We start from the raw sequence: 23,557 nt of genomic DNA on the forward strand, positions 1-23,557 counted from the left end.
GCCGCCCCCAGGTTCTTGGTTCTATCGGGGCGACAACTATTCTGACGCGGGGGGGTTCCTCAGGCTCACCACACCTTCGTACGGCGCGCCCATTTACTCCGACGTCAACGGTGTTTCCACCTCGACGCAGCTGGACATCAACCCGATATTTGCCGGGCTGGACCCCAGGGCCATCAGCAACGTGGTCGGTGTACAAGGCAACACCACGCCTTTGCAGGCTGCAGGCGCGAACATATTGTTCATGGCTTTTGGTCAGTATTTTGACCATGGTTTGACCGTCAGCATGAAGGGCGGAAGCGGCACGCTGCTGGTCGGTGCACCGGGCACCGGGCGAGCGCCCGGCACCGACAACCCGGCCGACCTGACCCGCACCACGGTTGCAGGCTTTGATGCCGCCGGTGTGCCCTTCCACCTCAACAACACCTCAGCCTTCATCGACCAGAACCAGGCCTACGGTGCCAACCCGTTGGTTGGAACCTTCCTTCGTGAAACCGACGGCCAGGGCGGCGTGGGTGCGAAACTGGCGGTGGGTGCGCCCGATCCTTCGAATCCTGCGTTTGACCAGGTCCCCACACTGCGCGCGTTGATCCTGGCCCACTGGAACAACAACACCGTGTTCACGATGGGGGACGGCACGGTGAGCTTCCGGGATTACCACGTCGGGCTGGTGAATGACCAGTCGCAGATCGACGAGGTCATGGCCACCAGCCTCTACAAAAATTTCATGGGCAGCGGTCAGCCCCTGCTCATTGACCTGAATCCCTACATCAGCGCCCTGGACCATGCGGTCGCAGGCGACGGCAGAGCCAACGAAAACTTCACGCTCACCGCTGTTCACACCATCTGGGCCCGCAACCACAACATGCATGTGGACAGCTTGCGTGTGGCGGGCTTCGAGGGATCGGCCGAAGCGGTTTACCAGGCTGCGAAGATCATCAACGAGACCGAATACCAGCGGGTCATCTACACGGACTTTGCCGATGTGTTGCTCGGGGGCATGAAAGGCTCCGGATCGCACGGGCACGACGAGTATTTTCCAACGGTGGATGCCGGCGTTTCCCATGAGTTCGCGGCCGCGGCCTACCGCTTTGGTCATTCGATGGTGGGTCAGACGGTTCAGATTCTTGACGCGGCCAACCAGATGCAAAGCATCAAATTGTTTGATGCGTTTCTCAACCCGGGCAACGAGGGGCAGTTCATGCTGCCGCTGGAGACCTTGCGTGCGTATGGTTACGTGCCCCAGCCAGGCTACGCGCAGGTTGGGACCAATTCCATCATTGCGGGTATTGCCGCACAGGCGGCCGAAGAAGTCGACACGCAGATTGTTGATGCCATCCGCAACGACCTGGTGCGCGTCAGTGCCGACCTGTTCGCACTGAACGTAGCGCGGGGAAGAGATCTGGGGCTGGGCACACTGAACCAGGTGCGTCAGTCGCTGCTCGATTCACGCGATCCCTATGTGGTGGACTCGCTCAAGCGCTCCGATGTGGATCTGACCCCCTACACCTCGTGGGAAAACTTCCAGAGCCGCAACAACCTCAGCGAGGCAACCATTGCCAAGTTCCGTGAGGCCTACCCGGACCTTGTGTTGACCGACGCTCAACAAATCGCCGACTTCCAGCTCTACAACCCGGGCGTGCAACTGGTCAACGGCAATACCGTCAAGGGTGTGGACCGGCTCGACCTCTGGGTGGGTGGGCTTGCAGAGTCCCACGTCAACGACGGCGTGGTGGGCGGCACCTTCTGGGTGATCATTCACGAACAGCTCGACCGCCTTCAGGAAGCCGACCGGTTCTACTACTTCGATCGTGTCAAGGACTTCGATTTTTACGAAGCCGTCAAGGACATCGGTTTTGCCGGCATCGTTGCCCGCACCACGGGAATGGACTACACCGACAACATCTTCACGGTGACGCAGCCGCCGACGCCTGTCGTCCCACCCGAGCCGGTCGAGCCCACGGATCCTGTTGTACCGATCATCCCGACAGAGCCGCCAGAGCCGATCGAGCCACCGGAGCCGCCTGAGCCCATTGACGAGATCGCGCCAACCGTCGTTGCTTTCATGCCCGGCTTGGGCACGGTGGACGTGACCGTGGACTCCCCGGTTTCGGTGCGTTTCTCGGAGGCCGTCATGGCAGGCATCGGGTTGATCGAGCTTCGCCTCGGCTCCGCCTCAGGTCAGCTGGTGGAGTCTTTCGAAGCAGAGTCGAGTGCACGATTGCTGATTTCAGGCGACACCCTGACGGTGGATCCTTCCAGCGATCTCGAACCCGGGAAAACCTATGTTCTGGTGATCCCTGCCGCTGCCCTCATGGACCTGTCCGGCAACGACTACGAAGGTACTTCATCGTTCGAATTCAGCACCCTGGGTGTTGTGCATCAGATCGGTACCAGCGGCCGGGATGTTCTGGCTGGCGGTGCCTGGGACGATCACCTCGAAGGTCTGGCCGGCAATGACCGTCTGGTGGGCCATGGCGGCAACGACAGGCTGGACGGCGGCACGGGCAATGACACGATGGTGGGCGGTGTGGGAGATGACACGTATGTGGTGGACTCCAACAACGACGTGGTGATCGAGCTGGTGGGCGAAGGTGTTGACACCATCGAGACGACGCTCACCACCTACAGCCTGGCACCCAACGCGCGGGTGAACATCGAGAACCTGAGCTTCATCGGTAGCGGCAACTTCAACGGCACCGGCAACGCCTTGAACAACGTGATCACCGGTGGGGCAGGCGACGACACCTTGAACGGTGGCGCCGGTGCCGACACGATGGAAGGTGGCCTTGGCAACGACAGCTACACGGTGGACAACGCGGGCGACGTGGTGGTGGAAGCAGCCGGGGGGGGGACCGACACGGTGAACGCCTCGGTGAGCCACACCCTGGGCGACTTCGTGGAGAACCTCAACCTCACGGGCAACGGCAACATCAACGGCACCGGCAATGGTCTGGCCAACACCATCAACGGCAACGGCGCGGCCAACGTGCTCAGCGGCGGAGCCGGCGACGATGTGCTCAACGGGGCTGCGGGCAACGACGCACTGGACGGCGGTGAGGGTAACGACACGCTGGACGGTGGCACGGGCAACGACCGGCTCACGGGTGGGTTGGGCGCAGACCGGCTCACCGGCGGCACCGGTAGCGACCTGTTCGTGTACGGGTCGATCGGCGAGAGCGGCCCCACGGCGCAAACGCGGGACCTCATCACCGACTTCACGCGAGGTCAGGACCGCATTGACCTGTCCGGCATCAGCAACAACTTCAACTTCATCGGCACGGCCGCTTTCTCGGGCACGAACCAGCTGCGCTACAGCACGGTGGGCAACCAGACGGTCATCGAGGCGAACACCACCGGCAACACGGCCGCTGACTTTTCGATCGCGTTGGGCACGGTGTTCAACACCCTGGCAGCGTCGGACTTCATTGGTGCGCAAGCGGTGGCTCCTGCCATTGTCAGCAAAGCCATCAATGGCAACAACAATGCCAACACCCTGAAAGGAACGGCGAACGCCGACACCATCAACGGACTTGGTGGCAACGATGTGTTGAATGGTCATGCGGGCAACGACACCATCGATGGCGGTACCGGCAACGATGTGATCAACGGTGGTCTGGGTGCGGATGTGTTGACCGGCGGAGCAGGCGACGACACATTCGTTTTCAACACCACTTTGGGCAACGGCAACGTGGATGTGATCACCGACTTCAGCAATGTCAGGCGCAACGATGACACGTTCCACCTCGAGAACACAGGTGCCGGGTTGTTCAATGGTCTGTCCAGGGGCAAACTGGACGCAGCTGCCTTCGAAGTTGGCACTGCGGCCACCACGGCAGCCCACCGCATCGTCTACAACAACACCACGGGTGACCTGTACTACGACGCCGACGGCTCGGGTGCTGGCGCCCAGGTGTTGTTTGCCACCCTGAGCAACCGCGCCACCCTGACGCACCATGATTTTGTCGTCATCTGATTCAACCGGATCGCGACGAACTCCTCCACACGCAGACACATTCCATGACACAACCCAAAACGGTATTCAACATGCGCTTCAACGATTCGACTTCAGCTGGCTTCACGCGTCGGCAAACCTTGCTGGGCGCGCTGGGCGCCGCCGGGCTGAGTGCTGCCGGGCTGAGCGCCTGCGGTGGCGGGGGCGATGGCGCGAGCCTGGGCTCTGCGGTACCTGGCTCGTTCTCGGTGGACCCCATCACCGGCATCGGATCCATCATTGTCAACGGCATCCGCTATGACGATTCCAGCGCCAGCATCAGCAGCGACGACAGTGCTTTCCGGCGTGAGGACCTGCGCCTGGGCATGGTGGTGGCGGTGCAGGGAACGCCATCCGTTGGCGGCCGGTCCAGTGCCACCCGCATCGTGCTCGGCGGCGAACTGGTCGGCCCCATCGGATCCAAGGGCGCAGACAGCCTGGTGGTGCTCGGCCAGACCGTGACCATTGGGGACAGCACCGTGTTTGCCAGCGGCGGCGGTCTGGATGCGCTCAACTCGGGCGATGTGGTCGAGGTGCACGGCATCACCGACCTCGCCAACAACACCCTTCGGGCGACCTATGTGGAGAAGAAGTCTTCGCCCTCCGAGTACCGGATCCAGGGCCGTGTGACGACCCATGACGCCACCGCCAGGACCTTCAGTATCGGCAGCCTCCAGTTGAACTACGCCAGCACCGACCCGGACCGTGTCCGAATCACGCCAGCAGCGGATAGCCTGGTGCGTGTGCGTCTGGGCACCACAGCGGTGAGCAGTGCCTATCCGGTCAACCGCATCCGAAAGCCGGAAGACGCATTGAACGCCTTCAACGGCGAAGTGGAGCTCAAGGGCACCATCACCGCCTTCACCAGCCACACCAGCTTCAGCGTCAACGATGTGCCGGTGATCGTGTCGGGTGTGTCGATGGCAACCTACCCGGAGGGCACTGGCCGTATCGAAGGCGGGGCGTATGTCGAGGTCAAAGGCTCGCTGGTCGACGGTGTGCTGGTGGCCACCCGCGTGAAGCTGGAAGATGGTGTCCAGCCTGGCGGCGTGGGTGATGAGTTCGAGCTGCATGGAACGATCTCGAACGCTGCCACGTCGGGTTCGGGCGGCAGCTTCACACTGACCTCCAGCAGTGGTGTGTCGGTGCTGGTTGACTGGCCTGGCAACGTTCTGTTCCCCGACGGTTCGGCTGTCAACCTGGTCAATGGCAGCCGGGTGGAAGTCAAGGGCTTGCTGGTCAATGGCAACCAGGTCGCAGCCACCCGCATCAGCTTCGAGAACTGAACATCACCCACCGCCGAGCCCATCGCCTTGTGCAGGCGATGGGCTCGACGAACATGATCCGGCGGTTGTTGACACCCGATGGAAACCTGTCGGCGCAAAAACGCCCTCTGAAACACAAGGCTTCAGAGGGCGTTTCTTGTTGGCCCTCGCGCAATCTGACCACTGTCTTCAAACAGGCCCGGCATCCAGCGATGCCAGGCCTGTTTTTTTGCGCGGAGCCGGCCGCGCCCAGCGGGTCAGACGATGAACGATGTGTTCGGCGGGTTCATGAACGACACGTTCAGTGCTGAGAATTCGCCAATGCCAGCGTGAGCGAAAGTCGCCATGTGGGTGAATTCGCCTCCGGAGAGGAAGCCGTCGTTGTTGGTATCGACTGCCTGGTACAGCAGGGTGTTGGCATCGTCATCCCCCAAGGTGGATTCCACCAGGAAGAACAGGCTTTCCCCCTTGTTCTCAGTACCCAAGGCAAAGACGTCGAAAGGATTCCCCACATCCTGCAGACGGACGTTCAGCGCATCGCCACCGTCAAGGCTGGAGATCTTCACCACCGCTGCCGGCACGAGATCGATGGCCTCATTCGACCATGCCCCATCCAGAAAGGAGACGGGTTCGGTCGTGGGCAGAGAGGTGTCTCCACTGCTGAGCTGCATGCTCTGGAAGCGGTCAAAACCCACCACCGTGTCCAGCCCGTTGGAGGCTGCGGCTTCGAAATGAACCCTTCCACCCTCACCGTAGAGCACCAGCAGGTCGTTGCCTTCGCCACCGATCAGCGTGTCGCCGTCGCCGCTGGCGAACAGCAGGTCGTTGCCCAGACCACCGGAGAGCACCTCGGTGAATTTCTCTGAGCCCACAATCAGGTCGTTGTAGGTGGTGCCCAAAAGAGTGGCGTCAGTCAGCGTCGACCGCTGGTTGGAAATCAGATAAGCACCGTCTTTGGTGGAGAAGGTCTCGTCACAACTGTTCAGCACGTCATCGGTGTCAACCTCCAAATCGTAGCCTGCGTAGCTCGTGTTGGGTGCGAAACGCACATATTCGAGGTTTCCGGCAGACGCTGGGTCGAAGTGTTTGCTCACCGTCACCAACACGGCCGGGCCGCTTTCCGCCTGGAGCTCAATCACCAGATCGTCGTCTTCCCGGCTGGCTTCCAGTTCTGCCAGAACACCTGCGGGGCCCAGAACCGGCTTGTTGTCAACATCGATCCCGACGATGTGGACATCGAGGTCAAGAATGTCAAAGCTGCGTCCATCAAAGCTGGACAGTGTGTCGTCAATCAGAATGTTGACCACGCGCTCCTCTTGGTCGCCTCTGCGGTCATCTTCGTCCTTGGGTTGTACGACCTCGACCCTGACCTGTTCAGGCGCGTAAGCATACGTTTCGTCCACTGGAGCCAACATGTCCGAGAGGCGATACAAGGTGTCTGGAACACCACCGGGCTGCAGGTCGGGCAACACGCGTTCGATCGTGATGGTTTGCGGTTCGCTGTTGGCATGTCCGTCATACGCCACCACCGTGACCGTGTCACTGGCGTTGGGCAAAGCGTAGTTGCCGGCGCCCGCGTTGAGTTCGCCCTCTTCGGTCAGGCTGATCTGGCCTGTAGCGCCATCGATGGCAAAGAAACCATTCTCCGATGTGGCGCTGCGCACCTGTTCGCCTTCAAGCTCGCCTGGAACGAGGAACCAGAAAGAAAGCGTGTCGGTCACATCCACGTCGGTGGCCGAGACCACAACGCAGCCAACCTCACCCTCTTCGGCGTTGACCGTGACGTAAATGGCCGCTTGATCCAGGGTCAGGATCGGCTTGTCGTTGGTACCGGTGATGGTGATGGTGACGTCGTCGGTGTCGGTGGCACCGTTGTTGTCGGTGACGGTGACGCGGTAGGTCAGGGTGACGGTTTCGTCCTTGGCGATGAAGTCCAGGGCGGCGTCGTTGACGGAGTAGGTCCAGTTGACCGAGCCTGGAGCGGCCAGGTCGGTGCCGGAGATGCTGAAGCCGGCTTCCAGTGCCGACTTGAGGTCGTCATTGATCGTGCCACCGCTCCAGACGGCGGCGGTCTGCACGGCGTGGGTCACGTCGATGACGTCGTTGGTGTCGATGTCATCGAAGCTCAGCGTGCCGTTGCTGGAGAGGTCCTGTGCAGAGGCGACCACATCTTCGGTGAAGCCGAAGTCGGCGATGGCGCTGGTGATCGTCGGAGCGTCGTTGGTACCGGTGATGGTGATGGTGACGTCGCTGGTGTCGGTGGCACCGTTGTTGTCGGTGACGGTGACGCGGTGGGTCAGGGTGACGGTTTCGTCCTTGGCGATGAAGTCCAGGGCAGCGTCGTTGACGGAGTAGGTCCAGTTGACCGAGCCTGGAGCGGCCAGGTCGGTGCCGGAGATGCTGAAGCCGGCTTCCAGTGCCGACTTGAGGTCGTCATTGATCGTGCCACCGCTCCAGACGGCGGCGGTCTGCACGGCGTGGGTCACGTCGATGACGTCGTTGGTGTCGATGTCATCGAAGCTCAGCGTGCCGTTGCTGGAGAGGTCCTGGGCTGCAGCAACGAGCACTTCGGTGAACCCGAAGTCAGCGATGGCGCTGGTGATCGTTGGGGTGTCGTTGGTACCGGTGATGGTGATGGTGATGGTGCGTTCAACCGAACCGCCCTGGCCATCCAGCAGGCTGAAGGTGAAGGTCTCGACCCTGGTTTCGCCTAGAGCGAGGTACTCCACGTCTGCGGCGGGCACGCTGTAATTCCAGCTGAGGACGCCGCCCAGACCGGTGCCGTTGTCGGTGCCCGTGCTCACCTTCGCGGTCAGGGCGCCCAGGGCACCCTCGAGGGCGATCACTTCGCTGACCGAGTGCTCGTCGGCCAGGTCCACGTCAGTGAAGCCGATGCTGCCGCTGACCATGAGAGCAACATCGGGCGTGACCGCTTCCGTCACTTCACCCGTCACATCGAAGCCTGCCACCACTGGCGCGGTGTTGACGCGCACATCTCCACTGCCTCCTGCGGCGGCGGGAACGACCAGGGCGGGCAATACCGCCAGCGGGCTGAACGCGGTCGCTGCAGCGGCCGCTGCACCTGCACCTGCACCTGCACCTGCTGCAGCTCCCGCACCACCTGCACCACCTGCACCACCCGCACCCGCTGCCGCACCGGCGGCCGCCTCGGTTGTGGCAGTTCCAACGGCGGCGGCTGCCTCCGCCTGCGCAACCAGCATTTCCGGCGCATCAACCACCACCTCGCCGTCGGCAATGGCTTCCTCTTCACCAGGCTTGCGGCCAGCCAGTCGCCGGGCTTTGACGCCGGGCTGGGGCAGGGTGTCGTTGAATTGCTGCAAGGCCTTCATGTCGGCGCCCTGGATGTCGGTCGACAAACCTACTCGGGCGCGAACGACAGAAGTGCCAGGGATCGCCCCGGGGGTGGTGACGGTTTGCGGAGCGGTCAATGTGGAGGTGAGTTTCATGGAAATGTCCGAGAAGTGTGAGCGGATGCCGTCGCCCGGAACCGTGATCGGTCCGAAGAGGTGAGGTCAGAGGGTTGGGACGCAGTAGTACCCGCCACCCTTGAACGCTTTGCCTTCAAGGTTGAGTGCGTTTGCGTGGTAGCCGCGCGCCTCGTGCTTGACCTTGTCGGTGTTCAGCGTTGAGCACACCGTGGCAGCAACCGCCTTCAGGTCGTCCGGCACAGGGCCGAACGCGCCTGGGTTGTCCCAGGTCTTGACGTCGTTTTTCACCACGATCTGCGGCGGGGTATCGCCCTGTTTGGTGCCAGCAGAGGGGTATGTGGCGCAGCCAGCGAGGGTGAGGCTCAGGAGGGCGGTGAACAGCCAATGGAGTTTCAAGATGAGGTCCTTGCGCGGTGGGTGAAATGAAAATATTTCAGCCAGATTAAGATAATTCCAGCAAGAGAATATATCAAAAAGCGCAAAACTAACATATCGAAAGCTCTCAGAACGGGCTGACGCCTGAGGCTTGTGTGCGCTTTTTTCGCTCCTGCTCAGGAGAGGAAGCGTTTGCGAAGCAGCCATGGTTGGAGCGCGCGGCCGGCGTTGGCCTCGGCGTCAGGTTTTGGCGTCGCGTTGACTGCACGTTCCATCCGAATGGGCAATGGGCCACAAAAGGTCGGATGTCGTCGAAACGGACGGATGTTGCTGGTTTTGGAAACCTGATGGGTCTCCAGCCGAAAGCCCCTCATCCACTTTCCTTTGTGGAAAGCGTTCAGGGCATCGTTCCCATGGGCGAGAGCTGCCGCTCAGACTTTCCTGGCCTCACCCTCGCCCTCGGTTGCCGAGCCGCCGTCTACGGCCAAACGGGCGAGCAGCGTGCCAATCTCGGACTCGAGCAGTGGCAAGGCGCGTGCAAACAATCCCCATTCACCGGCATGTCTCGCCATGTCCAGCCCTCGGCTGATGCGCAGGGCCCGATCGGCCTGCAAGTAGGCAAACGTCTCCTTCAGTTTTTCCAGCTCTGTCTGGGCCGACACCGTGTCCTGCTGCTCAAGGGCGACTCGCAACCGTCGCGTGGAGTCTGGAACATCGGTCTGAAAACTCGACAACTTGGAAGACAAGAGATGCTTTTTGCGCGTCAAGGCCGATGACCGGGCTCCTGCTGTTGCCGGCAGACCAGGCGTTTCTGCAGGCTCTGCCGCACGACTGTTCCGGGCTGCGGCCGTGGGCTTTTCGCGTGTTTCGAGGGCCTGCGCCATGGCACTGAACAGGGCAGGGGCTTCGATCGGCTTGGTGACGTAGCCGGTCATGCCGGCGGCCATGTAGGCTTCCCGGTCGCCGGCCATCGCGTTGGCCGTGACCGCCAGTATGGGTGTGGGCGCTCGGTTGACTTTGCGCTCGGCTTCCCGTATGCGGGCCGTCGCTGTCAGTCCATTCACAATGGGCATCTGCACATCCATCAGCATCAGGTCCACGGCCCATTCTTCCCAAAGGCGGAATGCCTCGGCACCGTCTTTGGCCAGACGCACCTCGCAGCCCACCCCTTCCAGCAGCTTGCGGATCAACAGCTCGTTGATCGAATTGTCTTCAGCCACGATCACGCGCAGTTTCTGGAACCTCCTGCGCATCGATGCGAGTTCGGCGGCAGACAGCTGGCTCTTCGCAGGGCTGATGGCAGAACCTGGCAGGGCTTTGGTCAGCGGGAACTGGACTTCAAACGTGCTGCCACTGCCCAGTGAGCTCTCCAGGGCAATGGAGCCACCCATCTTCTTGACCAGTTTCGAGCAGATGGCCAGCCCAAGGCCGCTGCCTCCGTATTGGCGAGCCGTCGACGCATCCGCCTGGGTGAAGGCATCGAACATCTCTTTCTGTTGCGCCGCCGCAATGCCGATCCCGGTGTCAACGATCCGGATCACGAGGGTCGATGAATCCTTGCCCCGGGTGCCTACATCGGCCATCAGCGCAACTTTTCCGTTGGCCGGCGTGAACTTCAATGCGTTGGACAGCAGGTTGGTGAGCACTTGACGGATGCGAAACGGATCGCCGCTCATCTGGGCGGGCAGTTGGGGTGACAGCGACATCGTCAGCTGCACCGCTTTGGTCTGCGCTTGATCGCGATACGTGGAGACGGTGCTCTCCAACAGCGGACGCAGCGGAAAATTGACGCGTTCCAGCTGCAGCTTGCCCGCTTCGATGCGTGAGAGATCCAGCACGTCATTGAGCAGGTTGAGCAGCGAGCGTGAAGAGTCGTCCATCAGCTGCAGCCATTGCCTCTGCTCGCTGCTCAGGGATGTCCCCAGCAACAACTGGTTAAGTCCCATGATGGCATTGAGCGGCGTGCGAACTTCATGGCTCATGTTGGCCAGAAACTCGCTCTTGGCGCGGCTGGCCTGTTCAGCCAGAGCCCTGGCGTGTTCGGCCTTTTCCTCGATCAGTTTCCGCTCGGTCACATTGGCGTGTGTGCCCATGACGCGGATGACGCGCCCTTGTTTGTCTTGCTCGGCCACCATGGCGTGCGTTTCAAGCCAGATCCATTCGTCATGTGCCCTGAAACGGTATTCGCCAGACGCGCGGCTTGTTTCACCCCTGAGCAGGCGCCTGAGTTCGGCAGCCACGCGTGGCGCATCCCCAGGGTGGAGCCGCGGCAGCAGATCGGAGCTCTTCCAGCTGCCTGCCAGCGCGACATCACCAATCAACTCGCCCCATCGGGCCGTGAGGTAGACGTCATCGAATGGAGCCCGGAGGTCCCACAGCGCCAGACCCGCGGCCTCGATGGCGAATTGCAGGCGTTCCTCGGTTTCGTTCAGCGCTTCTTCTGCCTGCAGCCTGCTGTTCACCTCCCTGCGCGCCGACCCCTGTATTCGCTCCAGTTCGGCCTGCAAGCGATTCACTTCAGTGAGCAGGAGTTCGGTGCGATCTTTCTCCTGCTTGAGACTGTTGTGGGCCCGCTGAAGGTCCAGTGCCAGCCGCTGGGGCGACTGGGGGTTCAAATCCTTCATATACGAGCTCTATAGATTAAAAATATTGGGATATCAGTGTACGGTAACGAACATATGACATGTTGGGGGTCGGAGCGACGAGCGGTGTGAAGCCTGCCGCGGGCAAACCAGGCGTCGACCGCTTCGAACCGCATTTGAAGGTCGCAACTGGCCTTTGGAGAGGGTGATCAAGAGGCATCTCCCAGCGTTTCGAGAGCGCGAACGAGTGCCCAAGCCCAGTAGCGCGTGCGCACCACGCCCCGATCGAACTTGGCCTCCCACTCCTCGCGGGGAAAGCGCAAAAGGACGGCCGGTTGGTAGGCGGCTGGAGGGGACGGGAAGTGGGGACCTGGCGGCTCGCCCAAAGCGGCTGGCAACTTCCATCCGGACCTTCCGCCGACAGACACCTGTTCCATGGTCACGCCCAGCAAACCGCAAATCAGGCCAGCGGTTGGCTGTTGCCACGGGCACCAGATGATGGAGCCGGTCTTCAATGAGTTGCCGCAGGGCAGCGCGATTCGCCTTGGCAAGGATTTCGTCGCACAGGGAGAGCGCGATGGAGGTGGTGTCGGCACGGCGCAATGCTTGGAGAAGTTCTTTGAGCAATGGATCGACTGATCCGGGGTGCGCGGGTGCATGGAGTGTTGTCAGACAGGGCATTCGTGGGAACTTCAGCTTCGCTGCACCTGCGAGCTGTTGGTCGCATCCTGGGGCGGTTTTTAACCCGGATCCAGAATCAGATCATCTTGTCCGACGATGGGGCCACATGCCCAGGAAAATAGATAGTCCGATACCGAACACACCTCTGACTTTTATTGAATTTTGTTCAAAACCGGTGACAACTGACATGGGTCAAAGCATCTTGGCGTGCCTGTGATGGATGACTTCTTTGCTTCGAAAAATATAGCTCGGTCATGTTGTTCTTATGGTTTTGTCTTCTGCCATCCAACAAAACCGACATCGAATGTTGCCTTGCGAGACGCCAGCAGGTGTGCCCCTTTGATGGCTCACTGACCGAGCTGGAGTACTGGGCACATGACGCCATTTCTCCGAAATTGATCCAACTTCAGCGTTCACCCATGGATTCGTTCAGCGTTTTCACGATCGGCTTGAGGATGTAGCTCCACACCGTGTTGCGGCCGGTCTTGACTTCGATGGTGGCGGTCATGCCGGGCTGCAGTGGCAGTTCCTGGCCGGGGTTGCGGTCGAACTGCAGGGAGTCGGTTTTCACCTGAACCCGGTACGAGGCCTGCTCGTCGCGCTTGAGATCGTCGCTCATCGTGTCGGCGCTGATGTAGGTGAGCTTGCCGTTGAGGCTGCCATAGATGGTGTAGTCGTAGGCGTCGATCTTCACGCTGACCGGCAGGCCTGGTTTGAGGAAGGCCACGTCTGCGGGCTTGACCTTGGCCTCCACCAGCAGGTTGTCCTCTTCGGGAACGATCTGCATCAGTTCGTCACCCGGACGCAGCACGCCGCCCAGTGTGGTCACACGCACATTCTTGATGGTGCCGTTCAGGGGGGCCTTCAACACGGTGTTGTTGACCTGCTCCTTGCGCTGAATGAGCAGTTCACGCGCAGTGGACAACTCTTCTTCAGCCTTGTTGAGTTCGGCCTGCGTCTCTTGCAGGTACTTGTTCTGGCGGTTGCTCATCTGGCCTTCGAGGTCGGCCACCTGGCGCTGCAGCTTGAGCACGTCGGCCATGCTCACATCACCGGTGGCCTGCAGCGGCTCGGTCATCGACAGCTCCTTCAAGGCCAGTGCGCGCATGCGCTCCATGCTGGCGATCTCCTGGCGGTACGACTCGCGGCGCTTTCTCAGCAGGGCCAGCTGGTTCTTGCGAAAGTCGAGGAAAGTTTCCGACTCTTCGTTGAAAGCGGGCGCGCCTCCAAACACCTCGGCCCTCAGTCGGCTGACCGTGGCACTCAGGGCACCCACCTTGGATTCGGACTCGCGATAGGCTGCTTCGACCTTGGTGCTTTCCAGCACGGCGAGCACTTCGCCGCGCTGGACCACGACTCCTTCGCGCACACGCAGGTCTTCAATCACGCCGCCATCGGGTGCCTGGATGATCTGCGTGCGGGAGCTGGCAATGATCTGGCCCTGGCCGCGTGTGATCTGGTCGATCTCGGCGTGGTACGCCCAGGTTCCGAACAGGGCAATGGCCAGGACGCTGAACCACACGCTCAGGCGCAGTCCTCGGGTGGATTCGTTGTTACGCGACGACATCATGTGTAGGGTGTTGTGGTGGATCAGGCCGTGGCAACCGAGGGGTTGGCGACCGCCCTGTTGTCCGGAATGGTGGTGGCGGCGCCTTGGCTTGCCGCGCCTCTCATGCGCGTGATGATCTCGTCGCGAGGACCGTCGGCGACGATCCGGCCCTTGTCCACCACCACGATGCGGGTGAAATGTTTGAGCATGGCCAGCTTGTGGGTCACCACCACCAGGGTTGTCGATTGGGGGCGCATGCCGAACACGCGCTCGGCCACCTGCTCTTCAAGCTGTGGGTCCATGGAGGCTGTGGGCTCGTCCAGCAGCATCACCCGTGGGCGTGCCAGCACCATGCGGGTCAGACCCAGCAGTTGGCGCTGTCCGCCCGACAAACCGCGACCGCCTTCGCTGATCTCGATGCTCAGGCCCCTTGGGTGGGACGCGATCAGTTTGTCCAGGCCGGTGAGACGCGCCGCCTCGAGAATCTGCTCGTCGGTCGGGGAGGGCAGACCCAGTGCAATGTTTTCCCGCAGCGTGCCCTGAAACAGCCGGACGTCCTGCGACAGGTAACCCACGTGCTCGCGCACGAAGTCTGGCGCCAGGTTGGCCATGTCGACATCGTCCAGAAAGGCTCGACCATCGGTGGGCCGGTACAGGCCGGAGAGCACCTTGACCAGCGTGCTCTTGCCCGAACCCACCGGGCCGAGCACCGCCACCCGGTCGCCCGGGTTGATTTTCAGCGCATCCACGGAGAGGGCTGGCTGATCGCTGCCGTAGGCGAAGCGAACCGATTCCATGCGCAGCTGACCACGGCAGTGGTCCGGCACCACGCGGCGTTCCCCGGGCATGGAGTCGGTCGGCATGGCCATGATGGCGTCGAGCCCCTTGAGGGCCACCTTGGCCTGTTGCCACTGCACGATGAGGCTGGCGATTTGCGCAATGGGACCGAGGGCGCGACCGCTGATGATGGTGCAGGCGATCAGGCCGCCCATGGTCAGGTCGCCCTTGCCGATGGCCAGCGCGCCCGCAGCAACCAGGCCCACGTAGCTGAGCTGCTGCAAGGTCTGCGTGAGGTTGCTTGAAAGTCCGGTCAGGTCGCGGATCGCAATTTCGTCTTGTGCGAGCACCCGGGTGAGTTGCCGCCAGCGGTCCTGCATCTTCCACTCGGCGCCCGCGGCCTTGATGGACTCGATGCCGTCGATGGCCTCGATCAGCAGGCCGTTCTTGCGGTTGGATTCCTCCATGTGGAGTTCGGTCAGCCGCGCCAGCTTTTTGCGAAAAACCATGCCGGCGAGGATCGACAGCGGAATGAAGGCCAGGGGCACCAGCGCAACCGGGCCGGCCACCAGCGCTATCACGGCGACGAAGAAGAGGGCGAAGGGCGCATCTGCAAACACGAACAAGGTCGTGGATGTCATGAAGTTGCGCACCATCTCGAAGTGCCGGATCTGGGCTGCAAACGTGCCCACCGTGCGCGGCCTCATGTCCATGCGGATGGCCAGGGCCTGGCCGAAGAACACGCCGGAGAGTTCTTCGTCGATGGCCTTGCAGGCCCGATCGACCAGGCGGCTTCGAACTTGCCGCATCACGAGCTCCAGCACGATGGCCATGCCCACGCCGAAGGAGAGCACCCACAGTGTCTGGTGGCCCTGGGTTGGAATGACCCGGTCGTACACCTGCATGCTGTAGAACGAGGACGCGAGCGCGATCACGTTGAGCGTGAGGGTGGCAATGGCACCTTCCGAGAAGACACGCCAGCGTTTGCGAATGGCATGGTTGAACCACTGCCTGGCCGTCATGCGCTGGCCGCTGCTGCGCCCCTCGGTGATCAGGCGAGATTCGTCCCGGTCGGCTGAAATGGCCTCGTCGGAACGCAACACGACCAACTGACCCTTGTTGGCCAGTGCGGCAGGGATTTCGTGGACATGGCCCTCGGCGTCAAGGCAGCTCATCGCACCGCTGGACAGCAGGCCGCGAATCACCAGCATGCCTGGAACCGGAAGTACCGCCTGCGGATCGGGACCGATCCACAGGGCGGGCGTCATGCCGGCCGTCAGTGGCCATGACGCGCGAAAGGCGTCGCCCGTCATGAAGCGCGAGCGCCAGAGCTCGATGGCCTGCGACGCGGGCGACAGGTCATCCAGCGGGGCTCCATCGGCGGTGGATGAAACCAGGGTGAAACGGTGCCACGGAACGGACTGTCCCTGCAACGAGGCGATGCGGGCCAGCAAAAGCGCGAGCCGGCTTTTCAGCTCGGAGTTTTCAGTCTCCGCCTGACGGTTGGTATCCATGGGAGCCTTATCGAGGTGAAGTTGCTGGTGCAGTCGTCTCTGGCTCGACCGGGCGGTCGTTGCTCACAGACGTTGAAGACTCTATCGGTGACTCGGCAACCACGATGGTTGGTACCGGTGAAGTCATGGCTCCCAGCTGCGGCCGCGGAGTGGGCAGGATGATGAGATCCCAGGGTGAGACCCTGGGTGCGTCGGGTGTTGCAGGCGGCCTTGCCGAACCTTCGCGCTCGGGTGCTGTTGCGAGCGGGGCGGGCGTGCTGTCCGGCGCCGGGGCGTCCCGGGTGTCTGCGCGGCTGTCGCTCGGGTTGATCAGGGGAGCCGTCGGTACGTCTGCCGCCATGGCAGGCGCAACGGGTGGTTCAACAACAGGTGCAGCGGGGGGGGCAACCTCGGTGATGCGTTGCCACATCGACTGCACCGGTGAAACCGGTGCTGCGCCAGCCGCTGCCGGCTCATTGACGGCGGCGGCTGATGCTGCCGGGCTTTCAAGCGAGGACGCAGGTTTCGCAGGGGCGAGCGCACCATCGAGCAGGGTGGGCCCGGAGAGCGCAACGTGTTCGCCGGTGATCAACCCGGTCAGCAGGTGCAGGCGCATCGATGCCCTGAGCTCCCCCCAGGTGGCATCGGCCAGCTGGAAGCGGGCCTGCGCCACCTCGCGCTGTGAATTCAGCACATCGTTCCAGCCCTTTCGGCCAACGGCGTACTGCCGCACGAAGGAGTCGAACACCGACGTGGTGGTTTCCACCTGCTTCTGGAGGTCACGCGCCTGCTCCGAGAAGGAAGTCAGGTCGGCCCAGTCGGCGCTGACCGCGTCGATGGTTTCCCTGCGAACAGCGTCGATCTGGGATTGCAAGGCATCCTTGCGGGCTTCCGCTTCCCGCACAGACGCCTGCACCGACATGCCGGCACCGGTCTGGACATCGAGTGCAACGTACACCTGTGTGTTCGACGTGGAGCGGCTTTGCGTGCGGTCCAGGCGCAACTTGAGCTGTGGCAGGACGTCGCTGCGCCTCGCATGGATCTCGGCCGTGGCCGCCTGGGTTTCACCTTCGAGACGCCGGATGGACGGCGCGTAGTCGAGGGCAGCCTGGATCATGCGGTCCAGCGTGTACGGAAACAGGTCCCGCTGCACGGGCAGTTCGATGCCGCCCACCGACTTGCCAATCGCCTGCCCCAGGGTCGATCTGGCGCGCACGGCAAGCGAGTCCAGCTGGTTGAGTTCCGCACGGGCCTGGGAGAACCGGGCAGTGGCCAGCGTGCTGTCGCTGGCGGGACTGATTTCGCTGTCCACGCGGCGCTGGATCATCCTCGCCAGACGGGCATGTTCTTCCACATTGGATCGGGCTGCCACCTGGCGTGCCTGGATCCGGCCAAGTTCGGTGAACGATGCCACCACCTTGAGCATGATGTCCATCTGCGCCTGAAGCACTCCCGCGTCGGCTTGCTGAATGGAGGCCCGTGCAGAATCAACACCTGCCTTGATGCGCCCGCCCAACCACAAGGGCTGCTCAAGGCGAACCGTGTTGGCCCTGCCACCAAACGAATCGCCGGTGGACTGAAACGAGAGGTTGGGATATTTCTGTCGTTCGGCCACGTCCAGCGTTGCATCGGCAGCCCGTCGTTCGCTGCGACGCGCCAGAACACTCGGGTGCTCGATGGCAGAAATCCGCAGTGCGTCCTCCAGGGTCAGCGCCGCAGAGCCTGTCTGGGCCGAACAGGCCATCGAAATCAGGGCCGCGAGCAAGCCCAACGCAGGCTTGACCAACCGGGTTGAGCGGATGGTGTCGGGCTGCTGGATCGCGCGGGGGTCGGAGCGTCGTGTGTCGAGGTGCATCGCGGGTGACGGATAGTGGGTTGGGCAGATTCTTCTGTCAAAAAACCAACAAACAGCATTAATGCTTTTTGTTCTTGTGGTCAGACAAAATATAAAAAATGTGGCGCTTCGCGTGGTGCTTGAGGGCGTCGACCTCACCTCATGAGGTCTGCCTGGCTGCCCCGTTCCAAAGCTCAGAGGACGAAGATGTATAGCGCAAGAAAAATGAGCAGACAAAGACTCACGGAGACCTTGTCAATGCGTGGGGTGGGTTCGTCGCCTCTCTTCGAGTGGTGTGGCGGATGCATTGGGCCCAGTGTTGCGCCGCGCACGGTGAAATCCGGACCCCCATCGAATGCGTTGGCCTGCCGAATTTGCCGCCGTTGGCGAATCGGCGACAACCTGAACCGGCCTGAGCAACTGTTGTTTTGATTCACGTTGCCACCTTCAGGCCGTTGCTGCCAGCTTGGGTGACAAACCCAGCAAACCGCGCATGTCGGTGCTGTAGTAAACCCAATGTCTGGACGTTTCGCCCGTGCCATTGGCTTCAAGCAGATCTCCGCCGCAGATGGCAAAGATGCATTGCGCCACTTCATCTTCCGAAAGGCTTTCGTCCACCGAAAGCTCAAGATCGTCAATCTGGATCCAGTCTCCTGCCGCCAGCGCTGCCGTTTTGTAGATCGTCAACGGAAGGCCGGAGGCTTCGATGGTGTAGCTTTCCACCAGCTCCAGCTCGCCGACGGCCGTGACCGGATGACTTGGTGGCAAGCCATCCTGGGCATCGATGTCGTGTGCACGATGGAGGTCTTTGAGGGCTGGCATGTTCATGGCACTGGGCTTTCTCTTCGGGTGGTGATCGTGCGGTCAAGACGGCATGTTGGTACAGTTTATATGACACAAATGATGTTTATGACAGCCAATATGTCACGGAATGGCAAACTGATCTCTTTGGTGGTCTGCGGGCGTCCGGCAACCTGCGAGCCACAGATGGAAAGACATATTTCTTGAAACTTTCAGCTAAACTTCAAAAAACTTGCGTTTTGGCTGAAATGAGATGAACACATCCACACAGGAAGACTATTGCGGAACATTCCTTGCGGCCAAGCTGCTCGGGCTTTCCGTGGGCACCATCCAGGGGCTCGTCGAGAAAAACGAACTCCACGCCTGGAAGACGCAGGGTGGACACCGAAGAATTTCCATGCAGTCCATTCGGGACTACCAGCGCCAGCATGGGATGACGGAGGCGTCCGACAAGACCCGTTACCTCAAGGTGCTGGTGGTGGAAGACGACGCTGCCATGCTGGAGGTCTTCAAGTCGACCATCGACGGGTGGACGCTGCCGGTTGACTGCTCCCTCATGTCTTCTGCAATGGAAGCCCTGATCGACATCCACACCATCAAGCCCGACCTGCTCATCACCGACCTGAAAATGCCCGGGGTCGACGGCTTCGAGCTGCTTCGAACCTTGCGGGCCAATCCTGCGTTTTCTTCGATGGTGCTGGTGGCCATGACGGGCCTTTCCGCAGAAGAAATTGCCGAGCGGGGCGGTCTTCCCGCGCAGGCGGTCACGATCCAGAAGCCCGTGGACATGCGGTGGCTTCAAGGTTTTCTTGCCGCCCTGGTCGCCATTCGCCAGCTCTGAAGGGGCTCAGGCCTCTCGCTCCCTTTTGAGCCCCAAGGCGGTGGCTTGACGCAAGCCTGACCGCATCCACGCGGTTGTTCACCTCGCTCGACCCTCTTGCAAGCCTGCGCAGTCCCCGGGAGCGGATCGCGCGGCACAGCATGTCCTTCTGGCGCATGCCGCCCTTCTGCGTGACCTGTTGTACCTGCCAACAGGTTGCCAGCAAGCCCGAAAATGTTTGACAGAGCGGCCTCCTGGTCGTGGACCATGGCTGACTGCACTCCCACGTTTGTGACAAATGTCCGAAAAACCGATGCCGTCGCCGCACAGCTGTGATTTTTTAAAAGTGATTTAAGTGCTGAAAGTGATAATATTCATGGCGAAATTGGGGTGTGGCGGGGCTTGCCCAGTGACCGCCCGGCTTCTGGTGCCTGCTGAAGGACTGTCTGAATCAGTCATCCACCATCGGCAGTGCTTCTTCCAACCATCCTTCCAATCATCATGAGCACAGACGGCGAGAAAAGCGGCAACATCACCATCGGCGAGGGAGTGACCGTGACGGGCACGCTGAGCGTTCCGGGCAAGGCCACCATCAATGGCTGGATTCAAGGCGAGTTGACCGCTGATGAGTTGACGGTCGGCACCGAAGGCAAGGTCGTTGGCAAGGTCGTGGTTCGCATTGCCGACATTCACGGCTCGACGCACGACAGCATCTCCGCCACCGAGCAGCTGACCATTCGCAGCACGGGCCAGGTTCACGGCACGGCGTCCTACGGGAAGATCGAGATCGCACGCGGTGGCGTCATGGTCGGCAAGATCGGACCGTCCGAGTCGATGCCTGCAGCCGCCAGTGCCAAAGAGATCGACTTGCCCAACGGGCTTCTTGATCTGCCCCCCCAAGTCAAGGAAGACAAGGAACTGGCGGCCGTTCGGGCCTGATCCCTGCGGTGTCCGTCCCTGCGCTGATCCTGAACAGGGTGCGGTGCAATGTCGATATTTGTCTTTTGCGGCGCGCCCTGGGGATGGTCAGACCTGCCTGAGGGCTCGCGCCTGGTGCCTCAGGCAGCCTGTCCGGCCCGCCTCCACGCGCACTCCATCCCATCCCACAGGTGAGTCGCTCATGGCTGTTCTGGCAGTACTCAATCGCAAGGGCGGCAGTGGCAAAAGCACATTGGCCACCAACATCGCAGCATGGTGTGCCCAAAACGGTTGGCGGGTGATGCTGGGTGACGTGGATCGCCAGCAGAGCACCCGCAGCTGGCTGGAGCGGCGAGACGCGCGGTCCGCGCCCATCGTCACGTGGGCTGTGGACAACGGCACGGTTCTGCGTGCGCCGCGCGGCACCACCCACGTGGTGCTGGACACGCCCGGCGCGCTGTACGACCTTGACCTGGCGAAGCTCATTGTTCGTGTGGACGCCATCGTGGTCCCTGTCGGTCCGTCCTACTTCGACCGGGAGGCGTCGGTCCGGTTTTTTCTCGAGCTGAGACGGCATCCCCGGGTTGTGGCCGGTCACTGCAAACTGGTCGCGGTGGGCATGCGATGGTCCCGTGCGCGCATCAACACCTGGCGGGAAACAGATCAGCATTGGGAGATCCCACTGCTCACCGTCATCCCTGAGGATGAGCGGTACCGCTCGTATCTGGACACCGGCAGCAGTTTTTTTGATGAGGTCCAGGACCCGGACCATCCGGATGCAGAGTGCTGGTTGCCCCTGCTGGGGTGGCTCCAGCACATCTGGCTGGATCCGCGCGCCAGAACCGCCGCCAGCCCGCCGCGCGGGAGTGGCGCGGCCCTGACGCGCCAGCCGACGCCGGCGCGGGTTCATCCTGTTGTTCAGCCGCCGCCCAAACCCGGCGTCTTCCTTGTTGGCCACACCGGCCTGGCGCCTGGCTGCGCAAAGCCATCAACCGCCGTTGGCGCCCAGGCGCTGTTGTCGCCAGATGCCGCTGTGAGCATGCCTGCCTACCTGCGTCGTGGGCGATCAGAGGGCCAGTCGGCTTCGTTCATGGCCGCGCTGACGGGTAGCCCCGAGCCAGCCCGGCCGCCGCTGACGGTCGTTCCACCGCCGAAGCCGTCTGCGCCAGTGGTTTCGCCCATGGCCAGCGTGCCCGGGCAGCCCGCTGCGATGGCAGTGCCCGCGCCCAGAGGCTGGTTGTCGCGCTGGACCGGCCGGTTCTGACCCCGAGACGGCTCCGCCGACGGCGCCCGAGGGTCATGAATCGTCGCTTCCACGCCGAACCTGAATCCGCACGGCTCTGGTTGTCATTTGTTAAAACTCGCTAAAATCACAAAAATGCGATTTGCCTTCCGGGTGGTCAGGTTGAATGCCACCCTGGAAATGGAACCGTCCAAGCCGGGGGTCCTGCAGGTCCTGATTTATTTGTGCTTCTGTTCGCCGAAAGTAAACACTGCGTGAGATCTTGCGCCTTGGTCACGTTTTCCAGCTTGCCTGATCCGGTTTCGAACGGACTCCTCAGGGCCGCGGAGCGGTTTCCGTGTCCATTCGTCGAGATGACGTTGGGCAAGGGCCGGGTGCAGGACCATCTGGAGCGACTTCGCAATTGCAAGGAGTCCGACCTCGTGGGCGTGGGCCTGGCGGGCACGCTGCTGCTGGCCGCCGCGAGTCATCCGGAAGGGCTGGACGACCGGGGCGTGCTGGCCCTGTTTCCCTTTCTGGGTGTTGACGCGCCGCCCTATGGCCAGGTGGGACGATCCACCCAGGCCGCCGAGGCGTTGCTGTACCTGGGTGGTACCGTGCTGGGTCGCAAGGTCCTCTCCGGCGTCTCCATCAGTTCCGAATCGATGGGACTCGAAGGGGTTTATCCCGCCGGCAGTGTCTCGTGGGCCCAGGCCGCCGAGTGCATGCTTGCGCCCGACTTTGTCTCGCTGGTCGTGCCAGCGGCGGTCCCCATCACGGTGGTGCTGAACCGGCAGGACCCCGTGATGGACGAATCGAGCACCGAGGTGGTGATGTCGGCACTGAACCAGCACCTCTCCCTGGGATTTGCTGCACCCGATGCGCCTGACCTGCCTGAACGCTTCAAAAAGTGGCTGGTCACGGGCCAGTGGCCTTCGGGCCCGGGGACGCTGCATGCTTGAGTGGTTGCTCGGTTTCCCGCTGCGCCCCGGGTACCAGGTGGCCTGGGTACTCGCCACGCTGTTCTGTGTGGTGTGGGTGATCGGCCTGCGCCAGATTCGCCGGCAACGTCGCCAGGCAGAACATTCCCGTGCCGAACGCCAGGCCCTCTCCCGGGATGGTGTCGAGCCAACCGACGAGGCCTCCCTGGAGGCCTTGCGCAATACCCTGGGCAGCCTGGAGAAGTACGACCGCTTGCAGGGCAGCCTTCGCGAGCGGCTGCAGACAACACGCCAGCAGACGGCGTCGGCCCGCGTGCGCATGGAATCGCAAGCCGGGCTGCTGCGCCAGTCGGCCGTTGAAATGCGCCTGCCGCACACGGTGCACGAAATTTTCGAGAGCTTGCGTCTGTTGCCCCGCAAGTCGGCGCAGGCGCAGCAGGCTGATCGCGAGTGGCACCGTCTGGTGGGCATCGAGCCCGGGCCGGTTCTGGTGCTGGATGCCGCTTCATCCCACTGCGTGGTCGACTTTGAATGTTTTGGACGCGCCATGCGGATCACGGGTCGCACCTTCAAGCTCTCCCGCGCCGTGTTTGACGAGTTGAGCCTCTTTGATGACCAGGAGCAGCCGGTGCTCACCGCCCGCGTGGTTCCGGACCCCCAGCGGCTGAACATTGTGGAGGCCACCGTCTCCAGTCACCGGCCTGGCCCCTGGGTGGACCTGCTGGTCGAATCCCGGCTGCTGATGGACGAGCGCCGCGAAACCCTTCTTCTTCACTCTCAATACCGGGACCTCGAAAAAATGCGCGATGACTTTGGCCTGGATGCCAACCTGTTCACCCGGAGGCTGGGCCTGTGATCC

15 protein-coding genes are annotated in these 23,557 nt (G+C 62.0%); 8 read left to right on the forward strand and 7 right to left on the reverse strand.

The window, feature by feature from the left end:
- Positions 1 to 283 precede the first annotated feature (283 nt).
- Both QUV35_RS07045 and QUV35_RS07050 read left to right on the forward strand, forming a co-directional pair.
- Entirely contained in the window at positions 284 to 3,973 is a 3,690-nt protein-coding gene (locus tag QUV35_RS07045; protein ID WP_300871959.1) for a peroxidase family protein, read from the forward strand.
- Between the two features lie 44 nt (positions 3,974 to 4,017).
- Positions 4,018 to 5,277 (forward strand): DUF5666 domain-containing protein, encoded by a 1,260-nt coding sequence (locus QUV35_RS07050; RefSeq protein WP_300871961.1) that lies wholly within the window; start codon positions 4,018 to 4,020, stop codon positions 5,275 to 5,277.
- A 236-nt stretch (positions 5,278 to 5,513) separates the two neighbouring features.
- Here QUV35_RS07050 and QUV35_RS07055 read toward each other — a convergent pair whose 3' ends face one another.
- The 3 genes from QUV35_RS07055 to QUV35_RS07065 form a co-directional block, all read right to left on the reverse strand.
- The gene (locus tag QUV35_RS07055) at positions 5,514 to 8,723 is read right to left on the reverse strand and encodes a VCBS domain-containing protein (RefSeq protein WP_300871964.1); all 3,210 of its coding nucleotides are present in this window, start codon (positions 8,721 to 8,723) and stop codon (positions 5,514 to 5,516) included.
- A gap of 66 nt (positions 8,724 to 8,789) precedes the next feature.
- Positions 8,790 to 9,287 carry a hypothetical protein gene (locus QUV35_RS07060; protein ID WP_300871966.1) on the reverse strand — a complete coding sequence of 166 codons (498 nt, stop codon included), beginning with the start codon at positions 9,285 to 9,287 and terminating at the stop codon, positions 8,790 to 8,792.
- Between the two features lie 224 nt (positions 9,288 to 9,511).
- Positions 9,512 to 11,704, reverse strand: coding sequence for a PAS domain-containing hybrid sensor histidine kinase/response regulator (locus QUV35_RS07065; protein ID WP_300871969.1), 2,193 nt, complete (start codon positions 11,702 to 11,704; stop codon positions 9,512 to 9,514).
- 393 nt (positions 11,705 to 12,097) lie between these two features.
- Between QUV35_RS07065 and QUV35_RS07070 the strand changes: the two genes are divergently transcribed.
- Complete coding sequence (locus QUV35_RS07070; protein ID WP_300871972.1) at positions 12,098 to 12,301, forward strand: hypothetical protein; 204 nt, start codon at positions 12,098 to 12,100, stop codon at positions 12,299 to 12,301.
- Positions 12,302 to 12,749: 448 nt separating this feature from the next.
- Here QUV35_RS07070 and QUV35_RS07075 read toward each other — a convergent pair whose 3' ends face one another.
- From QUV35_RS07075 to QUV35_RS07090, 4 genes are all read right to left on the reverse strand, one after another.
- Entirely contained in the window at positions 12,750 to 13,913 is a 1,164-nt protein-coding gene (locus QUV35_RS07075) for an HlyD family type I secretion periplasmic adaptor subunit (RefSeq protein WP_300871974.1), read from the reverse strand.
- Positions 13,914 to 13,933: 20 nt separating this feature from the next.
- Positions 13,934 to 16,183, reverse strand: coding sequence for a type I secretion system permease/ATPase (locus QUV35_RS07080; RefSeq protein ID WP_300871976.1), 2,250 nt, complete (start codon positions 16,181 to 16,183; stop codon positions 13,934 to 13,936).
- Between the two features lie 7 nt (positions 16,184 to 16,190).
- Positions 16,191 to 18,017, reverse strand: coding sequence for a TolC family protein (locus QUV35_RS07085; protein ID WP_300871978.1), 1,827 nt, complete (start codon positions 18,015 to 18,017; stop codon positions 16,191 to 16,193).
- A 426-nt stretch (positions 18,018 to 18,443) separates the two neighbouring features.
- Positions 18,444 to 18,824 (reverse strand): hypothetical protein, encoded by a 381-nt coding sequence (locus QUV35_RS07090; RefSeq protein WP_300871980.1) that lies wholly within the window; start codon positions 18,822 to 18,824, stop codon positions 18,444 to 18,446.
- 226 nt (positions 18,825 to 19,050) lie between these two features.
- Here QUV35_RS07090 and QUV35_RS07095 point away from each other — a divergent pair, with 226 nt between their 5' ends.
- From QUV35_RS07095 to QUV35_RS07115, 5 genes are all read left to right on the forward strand, one after another.
- Positions 19,051 to 19,638: a response regulator gene (locus QUV35_RS07095; RefSeq protein ID WP_300871982.1), complete on the forward strand. Its 588-nt coding sequence runs from the start codon at positions 19,051 to 19,053 to the stop codon at positions 19,636 to 19,638.
- Positions 19,639 to 20,118: 480 nt separating this feature from the next.
- A complete protein-coding gene (locus QUV35_RS07100; protein ID WP_300871984.1) occupies positions 20,119 to 20,556 on the forward strand; it encodes a polymer-forming cytoskeletal protein in 438 nt (145 codons plus the stop codon).
- A gap of 181 nt (positions 20,557 to 20,737) precedes the next feature.
- Positions 20,738 to 21,799 (forward strand): AAA family ATPase, encoded by a 1,062-nt coding sequence (locus QUV35_RS07105; protein ID WP_300871987.1) that lies wholly within the window; start codon positions 20,738 to 20,740, stop codon positions 21,797 to 21,799.
- Between the two features lie 332 nt (positions 21,800 to 22,131).
- On the forward strand, positions 22,132 to 22,719 hold the full coding sequence (locus tag QUV35_RS07110; RefSeq protein WP_300871990.1) for a hypothetical protein: 588 nt from the start codon (positions 22,132 to 22,134) through the stop codon (positions 22,717 to 22,719).
- Positions 22,712 to 23,554: a hypothetical protein gene (locus QUV35_RS07115; RefSeq protein WP_300871991.1), complete on the forward strand. Its 843-nt coding sequence runs from the start codon at positions 22,712 to 22,714 to the stop codon at positions 23,552 to 23,554. Before QUV35_RS07110 ends, QUV35_RS07115 begins: the two co-directional genes overlap by 8 nt.
- Positions 23,555 to 23,557 lie beyond the last annotated feature (3 nt).

The sequence above is a fragment of the Hydrogenophaga sp. genome (genome assembly GCF_030373225.1).
Classification (GTDB): domain Bacteria; phylum Pseudomonadota; class Gammaproteobacteria; order Burkholderiales; family Burkholderiaceae_C; genus Hydrogenophaga.